We start from the raw sequence: 16,948 nt of genomic DNA on the forward strand, positions 1-16,948 counted from the left end.
TAGCTGAGAAAATTCTATTTTCGTAAAATAACGGCTAAATTTGTTATACATTGTGGTGATTTAGATATTCCCCCACCTTGATTAAAAGTCAATTCCAATTAAAACCCTTTATTTGAAAGTTAAAAATCATGAATTCTAGTAATGCTCGCCCCAAAATTCTAGTTGCTCGTAGGATTTTCCCTGAGGGAATTGAGCGACTTGAAGCCGTTTGTGATGTTGATTATGTCGATCAAATAGAGCCACTATCGAAAGAAGAGTTAGCCAGGCGCTTGCTCGATAAAGATGGAGCGTTAGTCACCGGTAGTGAAAGGGTTGATGCAGAGACAATAAAAAATGCTAGTGCATTAAAGATTGTTTCTAATATTGCCGTGGGATTTAACAATTTTGATGTTGAAGCGTTAAATCAACGGGGGATTATTGGTACAAATACCCCTGATGTTCTGACGGATACGACAGCAGATCTTGGGTTTGCATTACTCATGGCTATTTCAAGACGTTTGTCGGAAGCTGAAAGATGGCTTCGAGATGGTCAATGGCATCATTGGGAGATGGGGCGCATGTTGGGGGTAGATATTCATCACTCCACGTTAGGCATTATGGGCATGGGGCGCATCGGCCAAGCAATTGCCAAGAGAGGTTTGGCATTTGGAATGAATGTGATTTATTACAATCGCCGACCTTTATCTCCTGAACTAGAACAAGCCTGCCAAGCGACCTACGTAGACAAAGAGACTTTATTAAAAACGGCCGATCATGTCATGTTAGTGATGCCATATTCACCGCAAAGCCATCATTTCATTGGTGCCAAAGAGTTGTCGATGATGAAGCCGACAGCTACCTTGGTGAATATTGCTAGAGGGGGGATTGTGGACGATAACGCCTTGGTGGAAGCACTGCAACAACAGCGTATTTTTGGCGCTGGACTAGACGTTTATGAGGGCGAGCCTCATTTGCACCCAGGCTTATTAAATTTGCCAAATGTTGTCCTCGCCCCACATATTGGCAGTGCAACTGAGAAAACACGCTATTTGATGATGAATCTTGCGATTGATAATCTGTTAGCTGGACTAGCCGGCAAAAAACCGAAAACGATGATTAATCCAGAGATTTGGCAAGATTAATTAAGTGACGTCACTTAAATCTTCTTTGGGGGTAGTATGTTCAACGGGTATTTCTTTGAGATCCAATTCAATACCCCCAAACTTTCCAGCTACCCAGTTATACACTTTGCATGCTAACCAAAGAATAGAAAAGCCAAAAATAACGTTCAGAAATACCCCGTAAAGAACCACGAATAAGGGAATTTCTCCATACCGAAAATAGGCGTCAAAGAAAAATAAGCCAATAATTGGCAATGAAAAACACAGATAAACTAAAACTAAAGTTTTAGCAGTGTGAATGGGATCTACCGAAATAATTTCTCTTTTACTACTACTCATGACAACAGTCCGGTCCGTGATAACACTAGCGTTATAAAATTTGTTGTTTGAATTATATTAGAAATGTCACATTAGCATTTCTATATTTACAAAACTACCACGCTCGACGACTGAATCGTCAGCCTCTAATACAATTAAACAGTCCGCTTGACTCATCGAGCTGAGGACTCCAGACCCTTGATTCTTATGGGGTTCTACCCAAATTTGTCCACTTGAGTCGGAACTTAATCGAGCCCTTAAAAACTCCGTCCGCCCCGCACGTTTTTTTAAGTCAGTACTTAACTTGGCAACGAGCGATATTTTTTTTGTCGCTTTTGAACCACTTAAATACTCGATCATGGGGCGAACAAACTGTAAAAACGTAATCATAACTGCCACTGGATTACCTGGTAACCCAAATAAAATAGACTCTTTTTTATGATCAACAATTTTGCCAAAGGCCATTGGCCTGCCTGGCTTAATCGCTAAGGTCCAAAAAGCAACATCTCCTAATTCTCTCATCACTTGTTTGGTAAAGTCTGCCTCACCAACGGATACACCACCCGAGGTAATGATCAGATCTGCTTGCTGGGCTGCCTTAGCAAAAGTAGTCTTAAGTGCTTGCGCATCATCTTTGACGATACCAAAATCGAGTAATTGAATATTCAGTTCTTTTAATAAACCAATTAATGTAAATCGATTACTGTCGTACACACGACCAGGTAAAAGAGTTTCTCCAACTGCCGTAACTTCATTACCAGTAGAAAAAATTGCAACCTTTAATTGTTCAAAAACTTCGACGTGGCTCAGTCCCATTGAGGCTAGCATGCCCATATCGCTGGCTTTCAATCGTCTACCTTGAGAGAGAACGATTTCTCCAATTCGTAAATCTTCACCCATCATCCGACAGTTTTCTTTGGCACGAATTTTATTCGGAGCAAAAGTAATTCCAGTCTGATCAAGTTGAATCCACTCTTGTGGAATCACCGTGTCACACTCCGGTGGCAGAAGAGCACCTGTGGTGATTTGAATGGCGTGTATGGCTGGCGTAAAGTTAGAGAATTTTTGTAAACTGTCACCTGCCAGTTGCTTACCAATCACCTGTAAGTGAACTTCAGATGCGTCAGTCCTTAAAGCCTCATGATGAAATGCATAGCCATCCATCGCTGAGTTGTTGGCTGCTGGGACATTGATGAGTGCTTTGACATCTACCGCTAAAACTCTCCCGAAAGCATCTTCTATTGGAATGCTAACTTTCTTAAGGTTCAGAAGACATGCTTCTGTATAAGAACGCATAAACTCTAATGCTGCATTTAGTCCTAATGCTTTAGGATTGAATAAGTCAGAGCTATGATGGTGTTGCCAGTCCTCTTGAAAGGCGTTGAGTGATGGTAGTTGATTAGGAGTATTCATAACAATTGTTCAATGTGCATTAACTCTTCTGGAGTATTGATATTGAGAAATGCAGTTGGATCATCAAACAATACTTTTTGATGTGAAAGCTCAGAGAACCATCGATCAATCTTTCTTTGGCCAGTGCCTAAAAATAAGTTCAAACTTTCCAAAGCGGATCTTTTTAAGAGGCAAAAAACGGGATGGGCTTGTTCTACTCCGTCTTCCATCGTTACCGCATAGGTGCACTCGAGGTTGTTTTGCAACATCGCATCCGCTAATTTCTCAGCCAAATTACTCGGGAATAAAGGAGTATCACAGGGCATGACCAACACATAAGGTGTGGTTGAATGCGCTAATCCCACCTGAAAGCCGGCGAGGGGACCAGAAAAATCTTGCTTAGCATCACGCAAGGTGGGCCAACCATACTGTTGGTAATCTTCAATATGGCGATTGGCGTTTAATATGATTTGACCGACTTGATTGTGACAACGCTCAATCGTCCATGCGACGAGTGCTTTATCACGCAGCAGAATGAGCCCCTTATCTTGCCCACCCATCCGTTGAGCTTGGCCACCACACAAGATGAGTGCGGTAATCTCAGCTTTATCAATCTTCTCCACTAGCCACCTATATAAGACATTTCTACTTTTGCGTGAGAAATTTCTCCCGCTTGAATTTTTCCGCGCAGTTCAGAATAACGATCTTGTCGGCCTTGCCAAATATTAGCAATCACATTACTAATTTCTAAGTCGCTGACATTCGTTCTTAAGAGGTGTTTCAGATCAAAACCGGTGTTGGCGAATAAACAAAGGAATAATTTACCTTCCATTGAGATTCTTGCCCTAGTACAAGAACTACAAAATGCTTGAGTAACGCTAGAAATAACGCCAATTTCTCCCGCACCATCATTAAAGCGCCATTTTTGGGCGACTTCTCCAGAGTAGCCTTGAGAAACGGGTGAAATCGGGTAACGCTCATTAATCAGGTCAATGACGGATTGCGACGAAACAACTTCTGACATTTGCCAACCATTGGTGTTACCTACGTCCATATATTCAATAAAACGTAAAATCACACCCGTATTCCGAAAATGTTCAACCATGGGTAGGATTTCGTGCTCATTCGTACCTTTTTTTACTACCATGTTGACTTTGATGTTTTGAAAGCCAACCATTTGGGCTGCTTCAATACTGTCTAAAACATCTTTCACGGGGAAATCGACATCATTCATTTGTCGAAATACGTCGTCATTGATGCCATCAAGGCTTACAGTGACCCGATTAAGTCCTGCATCAAAAAGGGCTTGGGCTTTTTTCTTTAAAAGACTGCCATTCGTTGTTAAAGTGAGATCAATCGCATTGCCTGAAGGAGTCGATAAGGCACTCAACATCTGGACTAAATCCTCGATACCTTTTCTCAGTAAAGGCTCTCCACCAGTGAGACGAATTTTTTCTACACCATGGGCGACAAATAGCTTTGCTAACCGAGTAATTTCTTCGAAATTTAGTAACTCGGATTGGCCTAAATAGTTGTATTGCTTAGTGAAAATTTCCTTTGGCATGCAGTAAGAACACCGAAAATTACAACGATCGGTAACAGAAATTCTTAAGTCATGTAAGAGTCTACCTCGAGTGTCCTTTAAGAAACCCTCGGCAGGACGCAAGTTTTCAGGAATTAAAGGCAGGGTGGTAAAACTACTCTTTAATTCATCGAGTGAAGTAATAGGAATAGTTTTACTCATTTGTACAATCTTTTGAAGATTTAATCGTTATTGCAATTCAATCGTCCGCTCTTGACCACCGGTTTCAATGAGAATCATTGGCCCCACTGGTAGTTCAGCTTTCGGTTTGATTGCTCTAGGAATATGGATTGGCTTTGGTTCTGCGGCAATTTGAGCTAATACTTCTTCATGTTTAACAGGATTTGTATCCACCCAAACCAGTCCAACTTGACTTAGTACACCTTCTAAACTTTCACGATCAAGCATTGCTGGCACAACTTTTGGTAATTCTCTGACTGGCAATTGGACTTGCTCAGACTTCGGCGTCGGCGCAACGATAGCAACTGGAGTAGGTATGACTGGCGTTTCAGTTTTTACTTCGTTTGGTACAGAACTTGTTTGAACAAAGCTTTCTGTTTTTTGTTCTGTAACTACGATAGGATCATTCGCATTCTGTCCTGATGATGGGGTTGCTATGACTTCAATTGCGACAGGAGTTTCCATTCTTGGGCTATCTGTAACTGAATCGTTACTTGCTTGGACTACCTCTGTTGACGCTTCTGGGTTTGCACGGTCAGCTTTGTCACGTCCACGATTTCTATTCCTACGATTACGACCTTTGCGTTTTTCTTCACCGCCCTCATTAACCGCAGAGTCAGTGTTTTCGGTAGCTGCAATGCTAGCACCTTCAGTATTGGCGTTATCCGAAGCAGAAGCGACTGCTTGGTTTCTACGCGCATCATTTCGTGGATGTTGGTTACGACGTGTTGATTGTGAATTAGTCGTTTCTGATTTTTCAGCACCAGTTTCATTGGTAGCAGTTTCAACTTGACCATCCTCACTAAGTACCTTATTGGGACGATTTCCTTGGTTACGACCTTTACCTTTTCCTCTTCTCTGATTTGGGTGTTTAGGCTTAGGAGCCTCTACAACCTCGACTGGAGCTGGTACTACCGTCTTATTGCCACCAAAAAGTTTTTTGATGAAAGCAATCACACCACCAGAACTATTGTTCGTAGCTATTGGTTTAGAAGACTCTTTTGGTGCTGAAGCGGGAGCAGGTTGACTTGGTGTAATACCTTTTACTGCAGCAACTGGACTTGGTTTGATATCTTGGGCTCGGCGGCTCACAATCGTATCTTCTTCCATTGCTTTTGAAACTTCATCAGCAATGGCGTAACTCGCTTGAATATTATCTAAGCGTGGATCATCATGTTTGAGGCGTTCAAGTTTGTAATGCGGCGTTTCTAAGTATTTATTTGGAATTAATAAGACATTGACCTTAGAACGGGATTCAATCTTAATCACTTCAGAGCGTTTCTCGTTTAATAAGAAAGCAGCTACATCAACCGGCACCTGGCAGTGAATCGCAGCGGTGTTCTCTTTCATACTTTCTTCTTGAATAATCCGCAATACTTGTAAAGCAGAAGATTCTGTATCCCGAATATGGCCTGTACCAGTACATCTCGGACAAGTAACGTGGGTACCTTCAGACAATGCTGGGCGAAGTCGTTGGCGTGAAATCTCCATTAAACCAAATTTAGAAATTTTGCCTGTTTGTACTCTGGCACGATCATGTTTCAACGCATCTTTGATACGATTTTCTACATCTTTTTGACTCTTTGGAGACTCCATATCAATAAAGTCAATCACAATTAAGCCACCAAGATCGCGTAATCGCATTTGTCTTGCAATTTCGTCTGCCGCTTCTAAATTGGTTCTAGTAGCAGTTTCTTCGATGTCAGAACCTCTTGTCGCACGCGCTGAGTTGACGTCAATAGAAACTAATGCTTCCGTATGGTCAATGACAATTGCACCACCTGAAGGTAAATTGACCGTTCTTGAATAAGCCGTTTCAATTTGATGTTCTATTTGAAAGCGGGAAAAGAGTGGAATATCTTCTTGATATCTCTTTACCCGATTCATGTTGTCTGGCATCACTACCGACATGAAGGATTGCGCTTGTTCAAAAATATCTTCTGTATCGATCAAGATTTCGCCGATATCTGGCTGGTAATAATCTCGAATCGCACGAATCACTAGACTGGATTCTAAATAGATTAACAGGGGGGCAGAGTTTGATTGGGCTGCAGAATCAATCGCTGTCCAAAGTTGCATTAAATAACTCAAGTCCCACTGTAATTCTTGGGCATCCCGACCGATACCAGCGGTTCTAGCAATAATACTCATCCCATTAGGGATTTCTAGTTGCCCCATTGCTTCACGAAGTTCCTGGCGATCTTCACCTTCAATTCGGCGAGAAACTCCACCACCTCTAGGATTGTTCGGCATTAATACTAAATATCGACCAGCAAGCGAAATAAAGCTGGTGAGAGCGGCGCCTTTATTGCCACGTTCTTCTTTTTCTACTTGGACAATAATTTCTTGACCTTCTTTTAAGGCTTCTTTGATCGTTACTTTTTTAACGTCAACACCTTCAGCAAAATAACTACGAGCTACTTCTTTAAATGGTAAGAACCCATGACGCTCTTCACCGTAATTAACAAAGCATGCTTCTAGTGATGGTTCTATACGAGTAATAACACCTTTGTAAATATTTCCTTTGCGTTGCTCACGACCTGCGGATTCAATATCTAAATCGACTAGTTTCTGACCATCTACAATCGCTACGCGTAACTCTTCCTGTTGAGTTGCGTTGAATAACATTCTTTTCATTTCATTTCCTTAATAGAAAGTAGAAAGGGCATGTGACTAGAAGAATGTTCAACAGATACATCTTCGCAGTTTGCGAAACGCACTTTGCGAAATATAGCAAGACAGTGATGAATTGACCACTCGTCTTGCAAGTGCTAATAAATATTCTTGAATCTATTAGCGGAAGGATGCTCGCCCAGTTATCTTAATCTTGTTATTAGTAACTTGATGGCGTTCAATTAAAATCTGTTAACAACTCTTTGCTGGCAACATGCTAGCTTTCATTTCTTCTCCTCATTTCAACAAGGGAGGAGTTACCTTGGGGAAATATTTGCCTTCCCTAGCTATAATGTTATTTTTTGGTCTAATGCAGTGAGAACACAATGATCTTACAATTGATCCTGTTTGTTCTCTATCGAATACATTGCCTTGACAATAACGCTTTGATTATATGTCAAAGTGACACTGAAAAGTAAATCAATTCCAATTACCATATTAATATTAGTCTAAAAAGTCCAACTATGTCCGAAAACTCCGTCCAATTTATTACGATTACCCCCGAAGAAGAGGGGCAAAGATTGGATAATTTTCTGATGAAATGGGGAAAAGGTGTCCCCAAAAGCCATATTTATCGAATTATTCGCTCTGGAGAAATCCGCATTAACAAGAAAAGGGCGGATGTAACGAGCCGAATCGTAGCTGGTGACGTTCTCAGAATTCCACCTATTCGAGTAGCAAGCCCAGAAAGCCCAGCGGTTTTGTCAGCGGTTAGCCTACAAAATGCTGAAAAAATTGTCCAAAATTTGCCGATTCTTTATGAAGATGATGCTTTACTCATTGTTAACAAACCTTCCGGCTTAGCTGTGCATGGTGGCTCAGGCATTTCATTAGGATTAATTGAGGCACTAAGAATCGCGAAACCCCAACTGAGGTTTTTGGAACTAGTGCACCGATTAGATCGCGATACCTCAGGAATTTTGATGTTAGCGAAGAAACGGAGTGCTTTAACAATCCTGCACGAAGATATTCGTAATGGCAACATGGATAAACGTTACATTTTTGTTGCGCACGGACCATTTACAGAGGGGCTAGGACATATTGCACTTAAGTACCCATTGCATAAGTATTTGTTAGCAAATGGGGAAAGAAGAGTCCGGGTTGAAGATTTCGGTCAAGAAAGTCATACAGTGATCAAATTTTTGGGACAAGCTCAAGATGGCAAGAGTTTTGTTGGTGAGGCCCAATTAAGAACTGGTAGGACACATCAAATTCGGGTGCATTTGCAACATCATGGCTATCCAATTTTGGGGGATGATAAATACGGTGTCTTGGAGATGGATAAGCTAGTCAAAGCAAAAAGATTAATGCTCCACGCCTATAAATTGGTAATTACCCACCCTTTAAGCAAGGAGAAATTAAATATTTCTGCTCCAGCACCAAAGGGCTTTGAAATTCAAAATAAAATATAGTTTCATCATTTAGTCAAAAACAAGAGAGAAGTAATGACCTTAAAAAATAATAAATTTGAAATGGTGATTTGGGATTGGGATGGGACTATTATGAATTCCACTCCAACGATAGTAGAGTGTATGCAGCAGTCTTGTCGTGATTTAGGTATGCCGGTTCCCTCTGATCAAATTGCTAGTCACGTGATTGGACTTGGGATTATTGAGTCCATCCGAATTGCTATGCCGACAGTCGCGGAAGCAGATTATCCTTTGGTATTGGAGAGATTTAGGCATTATTACCTAGGTAAAGATCATGAACTCACGATGTTTGAAGGTATCCGAGAGCTATTAAGTGATTTGAAGGCCAATGGCCATATTCTTGCGGTTGCCACAGGAAAGCCGCGAGTTGGCCTGAATCGGTCCCTTAATAATCACCAATTAGACGATTATTTTCATGACTCCCGAACTGCTGATGAGACTCGTTCAAAACCAAATCCACAAATGCTTTTAGAGTTGATGGAAAAATGGGCAATTCCTGCCCATAAGATTGTCATGATTGGTGATACGACGCATGATTTAAAAATGGCTAAAAGCGCTGGAGTCAGTGCGATTGCCATGTCTTACGGAGCTCATTCTGCTGAAGAGTTGTTAGCGCATCAACCTTTAGCTTGTTTTAGTAAAGTTGAGGACCTTAGACATTTTTTACTCAGTTAAATACTGGGTTAGAGACCAAACGACTAATAAATAGGCAAAACCATCAAAATATTTAACATTGAGCAAATACAGGAAGAAATAATGAGTACAAATGATGCGAATTGGGAAAAAACTGCTCTTGAGAATTTGTTAAAAGAAAATTTAAAAGAGCGTCAAAGCAATCGCCGCTGGCGAACCTTTTGGCGCCTAGTTGGATTATCGCTAACGATTTTAGTGGTCTATACCTATTTTGCTCCTTTTAAAAAGAGTGCGTCAGTCCTTTCTCATCACACTGCTCTAATTAAGTTGGATGGTGAAATTTCTAGCGGCACAACCGCGAATGCTACAGATATCATGACGGCATTACAAGCCGCATTCGAAAGTCCAGAAGTCGGTGGGGTGATTTTAAGAATTAATAGCCCAGGGGGCTCTCCAGTTCAGTCCGGCATGATTTATGATGAAATGATGCGACTTCGTAAAGCGAATCCAGAAAAACATCTATATGTTGTTATCGAAGATATCTGTGCCTCGGGCGGTTACTATATCGCAGCTGCAGGTGAAAAGATTTTCGTGGATAAGGCAAGCTTAGTGGGTTCTATTGGCGTCATTATGTCTGGTTTTGGTTTTACAGGTTTGATGGATAAAGTTGGTGTAGAGCGTCGGGTACAAACTGCTGGGGACAATAAAGCGATGTTAGACCCCTTTATGAAACAGAACCCCAAAACAACTCAATCAATCCAAGCAATGTTAGATGAGATTCACCAACAGTTTATTAAAGCGGTTAAAGATGGACGCGGAACACGCTTGAAAGAGACTCCTGAGATGTTTAGTGGCATGGTCTGGAATGGCTCAAAGGCAGTTGAACTAGGGTTGGCAGATGGTTTTGGGACCGTCGACTCGGTAGCCAGAGTGGTGATTAAGTATAGTGATATTGTTGACTACACCCAGACTGAGAACGTTGCGGAGCGTTTAGCAAAAAGATTTGGCGCAACAATGGGACAGACTTTTGTGAGTGCCTTGAAACAAGTGGAGTTAAAGTAATTTCTTGTAAATAATTAAGCCTGCAGTAGAAATACTGCAGGCTTTTTTTCTAGAAACTTGATGTAAGGAGATTGACCCGCCCATGCTTTACGCCATTCACTAATCGTCTGACTGACGATTAACTCATCGGGCAGGGTTAAGTGGGTTGCAATACATAATTGCGTATTGGCTTGAAGATTCTCAATACAACTTTCGAGCATGCCTAAATTTCGATAAGGTGTTTCAATCCATAGTTGCGTTGCATGATTTTTTTTGGATTGTACTTCGATGGTTTTCAACTCCTGAGCTCTCTCTATTGGTTTAATGGCCAAATAACCATGAAACATAAAGCCTTGACCATTCATGCCGCTAGCCATTAAAGCCAGCATAAGTGAACTAGGTCCGGTGAGAGGTTTAACCGTGATTTTTGAGCGATGGGCGGCGGCAACGATTTCTGTGCCAGGATCAGCCACTGCCGGTAACCCCGCCTCGGAGAGTAACCCTAGATCATTACCTAACAATAGGGGGCTTAGTAAGTCCTTGATATCTACTTTTGCGTGGGGGCCTGACCATTCCACCATCTTAATTTCTTGCAAGGGTTTGATGAGTGGGTAAATTGTATTTACTGCTTTCAAGAATGATCTGGCTGTTTTGGCATTTTCAACAATCCAAAATTCTAATTGACTAGCTTTTTTTGCCACTTCATTAGGCAGTACATAAGGTAGTTGGATATCCCGTGGGTCATCCCCAAGGGTATTTGGCACTAGAAATAAAGTCCCTTTAGTCATGGTGTGAATTCTTCTGTTCTTGAAACAATTGAAAACCGACGGATATTAGTAAGCCCGATAACTCAATGAGGGGTAATCCAATAATCGCAGTAGGGTCGGTGGATTTAATCGCAGATAACAGGCCAATCCCTAAGCCTTCTGCTTTAGCACTACCAGCGCAATCATAGGGTTGCTCTATTCTTAGGTAGTTTTCGAGAGTAGCTTCATCAAACTCTCTGAAGGTGACCTCGGTATCTACATTTGTATAAAGCGTCGTATTAGAATTCAAGTGCATTAGACACATGCCTGTTCTAAATATGACCGTTTGTCCTTGCATAAGTTGTAATTGTGCCAACGCTCGTTCGTGAGTAATGGGCTTGCCAATGGCTGCCCCCATAAAGTCTGCCACTTGATCTGAGCCAATAACCCAAGCATCTGGATATTTTTCACTAATATGACGGGCCTTTAAGTGAGATAATCTCTCAACAAGTTGTATCGGGGATTCACCAATATTTGGCGTCTCATCAACGTCTGGAGAGTATACGGAAAAGGGCAGATGCAAACGCTCCAGTAATTCTCTCCGGTATTTAGAGGATGAAGCTAAGATTAGAGTCTGTTCTTTCATTTAAGGACTTAATTATATGAAGCAAAAACAAATTATCGCTCAAGAACTGCATTCTACTCAGAGTGCCTTGTCAAATGTAGATCTTAAAAGTGGTCAAACTTTTACGGGGAAAGGCGCTTTCGCCATTGATTGTTTCCCGCGTTTGCTTGAAGAGATGCACCAAATCCCCCACCAAGAAATGACTCAAGTGCATTGGGAGATGTTGTCATGGATTGATCTATTACCTACTGGTCAAGAACAATATCGGTTAAAAATAGTTGCTAACACCACAATTCCTTTAGTCTGTCAGCGTTGTCTGGGAGACTACCCACAGGCCATAGAAGTGAATTCGCAATTTGTCTTACTGAACACCCAAAATGAGGTAGACGATTTTCCTCTCGAGAATGATGATGAAGATGCACTATTAAACTCTTATGAGTTCAACTTATTCGAACTTCTTGAGGATGAATTATTATTGGCATTGCCGATAGTGCCGAAGCATCAAGACGAAAATTGTCAAGGGCAACTATTGAAGGTTGTAGACAATATGAATGACCAATCAGGTGAAAATATCGATTTAATTGACCCTAAGACTGGTAAATTAAACCCTTTTTTACAACTTAAGAAGCTCAAATTAAACTGAGCGATAAAATTTCTGACTAAAAGTCTCAAGTAATGCTAAAATATCGGATTGTTTAGGAGTTAAATATGGCCGTTCAACAGAATAAAAAATCCCCATCAAAGCGTGGCATGCACCGTGCACATGACTTTTTAGAAAGCCCTTCATTGGCTGTAGAGCCAACTACAGGTGAAGCTCACTTGCGTCATCACATTAGCCCAAATGGCTACTATCGTGGTCGCAAAGTTGTTAAAACTAAAAACGATTAATTCCGCTTAGCCGTTTAATTTATTTACGGTGAGAACGAATTAATGAATTCTCAAATAGAATTCATAACATCTTTAGAGCAGCTTTTTACGCTGCTTGATGTTTATCCTTTATTGCGATGACAGTCACTATCTCCATTGATGCAATGGGTGGTGACCATGGTGTCTCTGTCACTGTTGCTGCTGCTATTGATTTGTTAAAAGAGCATCCTAACTGTAGGATTCTTTTAGTTGGTCAATTGGCAGCGATACACCATGCCCTAAAGAAGATTCCTCATGATCTAAGAGATCACGTCACAGTTGTGGAAGCAACTGAGGTTGTTGCTATGGATGATTCGGTTGAAGTCGCATTAAGAAAGAAAAAAAATTCTTCGATGAGAATTGCTATAGAGTTGGTGAAAGATGGCCAAGCTGACGCAATTGTTTCCGCGGGTAATACTGGCGCTCTCATGGCAATTTCTAGATACCTCTTGAAAACACTTGCGGGTATTGATCGTCCTGCTATTGCTACTCGGATGCCTAATCAAAAGGGTACTGGAACTACGGTGTTAGATTTGGGTGCCAATAGTGATTGTGAAGCCTTTCATTTGTTGCAATTTGCGCAAATGGCAGATGTGATGGTTCGAGTCATTGACGATAAAGATAAGCCGACGATTGGCTTACTCAATATTGGTGAAGAGGTAATCAAGGGTAATGAGGTGGTCAAGCAAGCGGGTGTTCTGCTGAGAAATAGTAGTCTGAACTTCCGTGGAAATGTCGAGGGGAATGACATCTTTAAAGGCACAACAGATATTGTCGTCTGCGACGGTTTTGTTGGAAACGTGGCTTTGAAGACCAGCGAAGGCTTGGCGAGCATGATTTCTCAAATGATCAAAGAAGAGTTTGGCAGATCGTTATTTACTAAGTTTTTGTCCTTTTTAGCGCTTCCAATCCTTTTGCGGTTTAGGAAGCGGGTAGATCATCGCCGTTACAACGGTGCAATGTTATTAGGTTTAAGAGGACTCGTGATTAAAAGTCATGGTTCAGCCGATCGCTATGCATTTTATGTGGCTTTAACGAGAGCTTATGAAGCTGCTAATAACCGTATGGTTGAAAAAATTGCAACTGCCTTTGATTTGATTGAAAAACAAAAGCTTACAGAAGTTGTGAAGACAGTTCCAAACAGTGGCTCAGAGAATACATTAGCCCTGCAATCCACTCCACCGAACGCTACCACATAATTTTTAAGATCCTTTATTTATGGCTATTTTTGCAAAAATTGCTGGAACAGGAAGTTATCTTCCAGAGCATCGAATCGATAATCATCAGCTCGCCGAAATGTTGTCTAAAGATGGTATTGAGACAAGTGATGATTGGATTTTTTCCCGTAGTGGAATTAAAGCAAGACATTTTGCCCAAAAAAACCAAATGGCAAGTGACCTAGCTGTCCTCGCGGCACAACAAGCATTGACTGACGCAGGGCTTGAGCCTAATCAAATAGATTTAATTATCTTAGCGACCTCGACTCCTGATAATCTTGGTGGTTTCCCCAGCACAGCAAGTTCAGTTCAACATAAACTAGGTATTACCTCAGGATGTGGTGCTTTTGATGTCCAGGCAGTTTGCTCAGGTTTTATTTATGGGACCCATTTGGCAAACGCTTTAATTAAGAATGGTGATCATCAGCGCATCTTGGTGATTGGGACCGAAGTATTTTCAAGAATTCTTGATATGAAAGACCGTACCACTTGTGTTTTATTTGGTGATGGTGCTGGAGCTGTAATCTATGAAGCTTCTGACGAACCAGGAATTATTAGTTCGGCAATTCATTCAGATGGATCTCATCAGCAAATTTTATGTGTTCCAGGGTACATCGGTCACGGTACTATTCAAGGTTCGGCCTATTTAACGATGGATGGCCAAGCTGTTTTTAAATTGGCTGTCAAAATGCTCGAAAAAGTAGCAACGGAAGTACTTGAAAAAGCCAAGTTGACCACTACTGATATTGATTGGTTAATTCCACATCAAGCAAATATTCGGATCATGGAGGGAACTGCTAAAAAATTGGGTATTCCTCTCGAGCAAGTGATTGTTACCTTAACTGAACAAGGCAATACTTCAGCCGCCTCCATCCCACTCGCTCTCGATGCAGGAATCCGAGGTGGTAAAATTACGCGTGGCCAACATCTACTCCTTGAGGGGGTTGGCGGTGGGTTTACATGGGGCGCAGCTTGCCTTCGTTACTAATTTAATCAAGAACTAATAAGTTATTTAATCTCAAAATGAATTTCAGGGATTTTTTATTAACTTTATTTGTATAAAAGAATGGTTTTAAATAAATGACTCAAAAATTAGCATTCGTTTTTCCTGGGCAGGGATCTCAATCCGTTGGGATGTTAAATAGTTTTGCGCAAGATGTCGAAGTGCAGAAGACTATTGAGCAGGCTAGTGCGTCTTTAGGGCAAGATTTAGGCGCATTGATTCAGGATGGTCCGGCCGAAGCTTTGGCTTTAACTGAAAATACTCAACCAGTGATGTTACTTTCTGCGGTGGCTGTTTACCGTGCTTGGCTTGCAGCAGGAGGGCAAGTTCCAGATTTGATGGCTGGGCATAGCCTAGGGGAATATACCTCTTTGGTTTGTGCTGATAGTTTGGATTTCGCTCAAGCGGTGCCATTAGTTCGTTTTAGAGCGAGAGCCATGCAAGAGGCAGTACCTGTCGGCTCTGGTGGCATGGCCGCAATTATTGGCCTGAGCGATGATGTGACAAAGACTTTATGTCTTGAAATCTCTCAAGAGACAGGCTTTTTGGTTGAGCCAGTTAATTTTAATGCCCCGAATCAAGTGGTAGTTGCCGGACATACCCAAGCGATTGAACAAATAATTTTGAAAGCAAAGCCTGCTGGTGCTAAGTTGGCGACGAAACTTCCCGTCTCCGCACCTTTTCATTCGAGCCTACTACTGCCCGTTGCCGCACAATTAGAGCAATATTTAGTTGATGTGCAATTGCGAACGCCCTCAGTTCAGGTAATTAATAATGTGGATGTAATGATTGAGGAAGATCCAGAAAAGATTAAAAATGCCCTAATTCGTCAAGCCTATTCGCCAGTAAGGTGGGTAGAGACGATTGAAAAAATGGCTAATTTGGGCGTTACTCACATTGTTGAGTGTGGCCCAGGCAGGGTTTTAGCAGGACTTGTTAAGCGAATTGCTCCACAAATTAAGATTCTTGGAATTTCTGATCCACAAACAATTCAAAACGTTTTATTAGAATTGAAAAATTAATTGTTAAAATTTACAGCTAAATGATGAATAATATATTTGAAGGTCAAATTGCAGTAGTAACCGGTGCTTCACGAGGAATCGGTAAATCTATTGCCCAACACTTAGCCAACCAAGGTGCAACCGTGATTGGCACCGCAACTACAGAAGCTGGCGCGCAAAATATTTCAGAGTATTTGAAGAGCAGTGAAGCGATCTTGACTAGCGGTCTTGGTGAAGTCTTGAACGTGACAGAGCCACAAGCCTGTGAAAATTTTATTGATAAAGTCGTTAAGCAATTTGGTGGCATCAATATTTTAGTGAACAACGCTGGTATTACTCAGGATCAGTTGGCCATGCGTATGAAAGATGATGAGTGGAACTCAGTCATTGATACGAATTTAAATGCGGTTTTTCGACTCTCTAAAGCTGTTCTAAGACCGATGATGAAAGCGAAGTCAGGTCGAATTATTCATATCACCTCGATTGTTGGTCACAGTGGCAATCCTGGACAAGCAAATTATGCCGCAGCGAAAGCCGGTGTTGCTGGCATGAGTCGTGCATTAGCAAGAGAAATTGGTAGTAGAGGCATCACGGTGAATTGTGTCGCACCTGGTTTTATCGATACAGATATGACAAGAAGTTTGACTGAAGATCAGCAAAATGCATTAAAAGTTAACATCCCATTAGGCAGACTTGGTAGTCCTGAAGATATCGCTCATGCAGTGTCTTTCTTGGCTTCTGCGAATGCAGGATACATCACCGGCACGACTTTACACGTCAACGGTGGTTTATATCTAGCCTAATGACTTTTGAAAATGATAAAATAATTTTAATTTAACAACATCCCCGGAGGGAAAGCATGGATAACATTGAACAACGAGTAAAGAAAATTGTCGCTGAGCAACTTGGCGTAACTGATGCAGAAGTTAAAAATGAATCCTCATTCGTTAATGACTTAGGCGCAGATTCACTTGATACCGTTGAATTAGTGATGGCTTTAGAAGATGAGTTTGGCATTGAAATTCCTGACGAAGAAGCAGAAAAAATCACGACTGTACAGTTAGCGATTGATTTTGCATCATCAAAGGCTCAAGGCTAATC

18 protein-coding genes are annotated in these 16,948 nt (G+C 41.4%); 11 read left to right on the forward strand and 7 right to left on the reverse strand.

The window, feature by feature from the left end; translation table 11 throughout:
• Positions 1–128 precede the first annotated feature (128 nt).
• A complete protein-coding gene (locus B8983_RS03160) occupies positions 129–1,121 on the forward strand; it encodes a 2-hydroxyacid dehydrogenase (RefSeq protein ID WP_084282595.1) in 993 nt (330 codons plus the stop codon).
• Here B8983_RS03160 and B8983_RS03165 read toward each other — a convergent pair whose 3' ends face one another.
• From B8983_RS03165 to B8983_RS03185, 5 genes are all read right to left on the reverse strand, one after another.
• Entirely contained in the window at positions 1,122–1,439 is a 318-nt protein-coding gene (locus B8983_RS03165; RefSeq protein ID WP_084282597.1) for a hypothetical protein, read from the reverse strand. It lies immediately after the preceding gene.
• Between the two features lie 66 nt (positions 1,440–1,505).
• Positions 1,506–2,831: a molybdopterin molybdotransferase MoeA gene (gene moeA, locus B8983_RS03170; protein WP_084282599.1), complete on the reverse strand. Its 1,326-nt coding sequence runs from the start codon at positions 2,829–2,831 to the stop codon at positions 1,506–1,508.
• The gene (gene mobA, locus B8983_RS03175) at positions 2,828–3,433 is read right to left on the reverse strand and encodes a molybdenum cofactor guanylyltransferase MobA (RefSeq protein WP_234986870.1); all 606 of its coding nucleotides are present in this window, start codon (positions 3,431–3,433) and stop codon (positions 2,828–2,830) included. Before mobA ends, moeA begins: the two co-directional genes overlap by 4 nt.
• Positions 3,433–4,554: a GTP 3',8-cyclase MoaA gene (gene moaA, locus B8983_RS03180; protein ID WP_084282601.1), complete on the reverse strand. Its 1,122-nt coding sequence runs from the start codon at positions 4,552–4,554 to the stop codon at positions 3,433–3,435. Before moaA ends, mobA begins: the two co-directional genes overlap by 1 nt.
• A 27-nt stretch (positions 4,555–4,581) precedes the next feature.
• The gene (locus B8983_RS03185; RefSeq protein ID WP_084282603.1) at positions 4,582–7,209 is read right to left on the reverse strand and encodes an Rne/Rng family ribonuclease; all 2,628 of its coding nucleotides are present in this window, start codon (positions 7,207–7,209) and stop codon (positions 4,582–4,584) included.
• A gap of 500 nt (positions 7,210–7,709) precedes the next feature.
• Here B8983_RS03185 and B8983_RS03190 point away from each other — a divergent pair, with 500 nt between their 5' ends.
• From B8983_RS03190 to B8983_RS03200, 3 genes are all read left to right on the forward strand, one after another.
• Complete coding sequence (locus tag B8983_RS03190) at positions 7,710–8,657, forward strand: RluA family pseudouridine synthase (protein ID WP_084282604.1); 948 nt, start codon at positions 7,710–7,712, stop codon at positions 8,655–8,657.
• 33 nt (positions 8,658–8,690) lie between these two features.
• Positions 8,691–9,350 (forward strand): HAD family hydrolase, encoded by a 660-nt coding sequence (locus B8983_RS03195; RefSeq protein WP_084282606.1) that lies wholly within the window; start codon positions 8,691–8,693, stop codon positions 9,348–9,350.
• Between the two features lie 81 nt (positions 9,351–9,431).
• A complete protein-coding gene (locus B8983_RS03200) occupies positions 9,432–10,370 on the forward strand; it encodes a S49 family peptidase (RefSeq protein ID WP_084282608.1) in 939 nt (312 codons plus the stop codon).
• A 14-nt stretch (positions 10,371–10,384) separates the two neighbouring features.
• Here the strand turns inward: B8983_RS03200 and B8983_RS03205 are convergent, their stop codons facing one another.
• Both B8983_RS03205 and B8983_RS03210 read right to left on the reverse strand, forming a co-directional pair.
• Entirely contained in the window at positions 10,385–11,137 is a 753-nt protein-coding gene (locus tag B8983_RS03205) for an SAM-dependent methyltransferase (protein WP_084282610.1), read from the reverse strand.
• The gene (locus tag B8983_RS03210) at positions 11,130–11,741 is read right to left on the reverse strand and encodes a Maf family nucleotide pyrophosphatase (protein ID WP_084282612.1); all 612 of its coding nucleotides are present in this window, start codon (positions 11,739–11,741) and stop codon (positions 11,130–11,132) included. Before B8983_RS03210 ends, B8983_RS03205 begins: the two co-directional genes overlap by 8 nt.
• Before the next feature lie 16 nt (positions 11,742–11,757).
• Between B8983_RS03210 and B8983_RS03215 the strand changes: the two genes are divergently transcribed.
• The 7 genes from B8983_RS03215 (at position 11,758) to acpP (ending at position 16,946) form a co-directional block, all read left to right on the forward strand.
• Complete coding sequence (locus B8983_RS03215) at positions 11,758–12,363, forward strand: YceD family protein (protein ID WP_084282614.1); 606 nt, start codon at positions 11,758–11,760, stop codon at positions 12,361–12,363.
• 65 nt (positions 12,364–12,428) lie between these two features.
• Positions 12,429–12,608: a 50S ribosomal protein L32 gene (gene rpmF, locus B8983_RS03220; RefSeq protein ID WP_084282616.1), complete on the forward strand. Its 180-nt coding sequence runs from the start codon at positions 12,429–12,431 to the stop codon at positions 12,606–12,608.
• Between the two features lie 116 nt (positions 12,609–12,724).
• On the forward strand, positions 12,725–13,825 hold the full coding sequence (plsX, locus tag B8983_RS03225; RefSeq protein ID WP_084282617.1) for a phosphate acyltransferase PlsX: 1,101 nt from the start codon (positions 12,725–12,727) through the stop codon (positions 13,823–13,825).
• A gap of 19 nt (positions 13,826–13,844) precedes the next feature.
• The gene (locus B8983_RS03230) at positions 13,845–14,831 is read left to right on the forward strand and encodes a beta-ketoacyl-ACP synthase III (RefSeq protein WP_084282619.1); all 987 of its coding nucleotides are present in this window, start codon (positions 13,845–13,847) and stop codon (positions 14,829–14,831) included.
• 92 nt (positions 14,832–14,923) lie between these two features.
• Positions 14,924–15,868 (forward strand): ACP S-malonyltransferase, encoded by a 945-nt coding sequence (gene fabD / locus B8983_RS03235; protein ID WP_084282621.1) that lies wholly within the window; start codon positions 14,924–14,926, stop codon positions 15,866–15,868.
• A 23-nt stretch (positions 15,869–15,891) separates the two neighbouring features.
• A complete protein-coding gene (fabG, locus tag B8983_RS03240) occupies positions 15,892–16,650 on the forward strand; it encodes a 3-oxoacyl-ACP reductase FabG (RefSeq protein ID WP_084282707.1) in 759 nt (252 codons plus the stop codon).
• Between the two features lie 56 nt (positions 16,651–16,706).
• Complete coding sequence (acpP, locus tag B8983_RS03245) at positions 16,707–16,946, forward strand: acyl carrier protein (RefSeq protein WP_084282622.1); 240 nt, start codon at positions 16,707–16,709, stop codon at positions 16,944–16,946.
• Positions 16,947–16,948 lie beyond the last annotated feature (2 nt).

This window comes from Polynucleobacter kasalickyi, from assembly GCF_900176405.1.
GTDB classification, from domain to species: Bacteria; Pseudomonadota; Gammaproteobacteria; order Burkholderiales; family Burkholderiaceae; genus Polynucleobacter; species Polynucleobacter kasalickyi.

Excerpts from the sequence above, each read along its gene's own strand:
- B8983_RS03210 (WP_084282612.1), bottom strand. The coding sequence starts at position 11,741 with ATGAAAGAACAGACTCTAATCTTAGCTTCATCCTCTAAATACCGGAGA.
- B8983_RS03205 (WP_084282610.1), bottom strand. The coding sequence starts at position 11,137 with ATGACTAAAGGGACTTTATTTCTAGTGCCAAATACCCTTGGGGATGAC.
- plsX (WP_084282617.1), top strand. The coding sequence starts at position 12,725 with ATGACAGTCACTATCTCCATTGATGCAATGGGTGGTGACCATGGTGTC.
- B8983_RS03190 (WP_084282604.1), top strand. The coding sequence starts at position 7,710 with ATGTCCGAAAACTCCGTCCAATTTATTACGATTACCCCCGAAGAAGAG.
- acpP (WP_084282622.1), top strand. The coding sequence starts at position 16,707 with ATGGATAACATTGAACAACGAGTAAAGAAAATTGTCGCTGAGCAACTT.
- B8983_RS03165 (WP_084282597.1), bottom strand. The coding sequence starts at position 1,439 with ATGAGTAGTAGTAAAAGAGAAATTATTTCGGTAGATCCCATTCACACT.
- B8983_RS03215 (WP_084282614.1), top strand. The coding sequence starts at position 11,758 with ATGAAGCAAAAACAAATTATCGCTCAAGAACTGCATTCTACTCAGAGT.
- B8983_RS03160 (WP_084282595.1), top strand. The coding sequence starts at position 129 with ATGAATTCTAGTAATGCTCGCCCCAAAATTCTAGTTGCTCGTAGGATT.
- rpmF (WP_084282616.1), top strand. The coding sequence starts at position 12,429 with ATGGCCGTTCAACAGAATAAAAAATCCCCATCAAAGCGTGGCATGCAC.
- B8983_RS03230 (WP_084282619.1), top strand. The coding sequence starts at position 13,845 with ATGGCTATTTTTGCAAAAATTGCTGGAACAGGAAGTTATCTTCCAGAG.
- moeA (WP_084282599.1), bottom strand. The coding sequence starts at position 2,831 with ATGAATACTCCTAATCAACTACCATCACTCAACGCCTTTCAAGAGGAC.
- B8983_RS03185 (WP_084282603.1), bottom strand. The coding sequence starts at position 7,209 with ATGAAAAGAATGTTATTCAACGCAACTCAACAGGAAGAGTTACGCGTA.
- fabD (WP_084282621.1), top strand. The coding sequence starts at position 14,924 with ATGACTCAAAAATTAGCATTCGTTTTTCCTGGGCAGGGATCTCAATCC.
- moaA (WP_084282601.1), bottom strand. The coding sequence starts at position 4,554 with ATGAGTAAAACTATTCCTATTACTTCACTCGATGAATTAAAGAGTAGT.
- B8983_RS03200 (WP_084282608.1), top strand. The coding sequence starts at position 9,432 with ATGAGTACAAATGATGCGAATTGGGAAAAAACTGCTCTTGAGAATTTG.
- fabG (WP_084282707.1), top strand. The coding sequence starts at position 15,892 with ATGAATAATATATTTGAAGGTCAAATTGCAGTAGTAACCGGTGCTTCA.
- B8983_RS03195 (WP_084282606.1), top strand. The coding sequence starts at position 8,691 with ATGACCTTAAAAAATAATAAATTTGAAATGGTGATTTGGGATTGGGAT.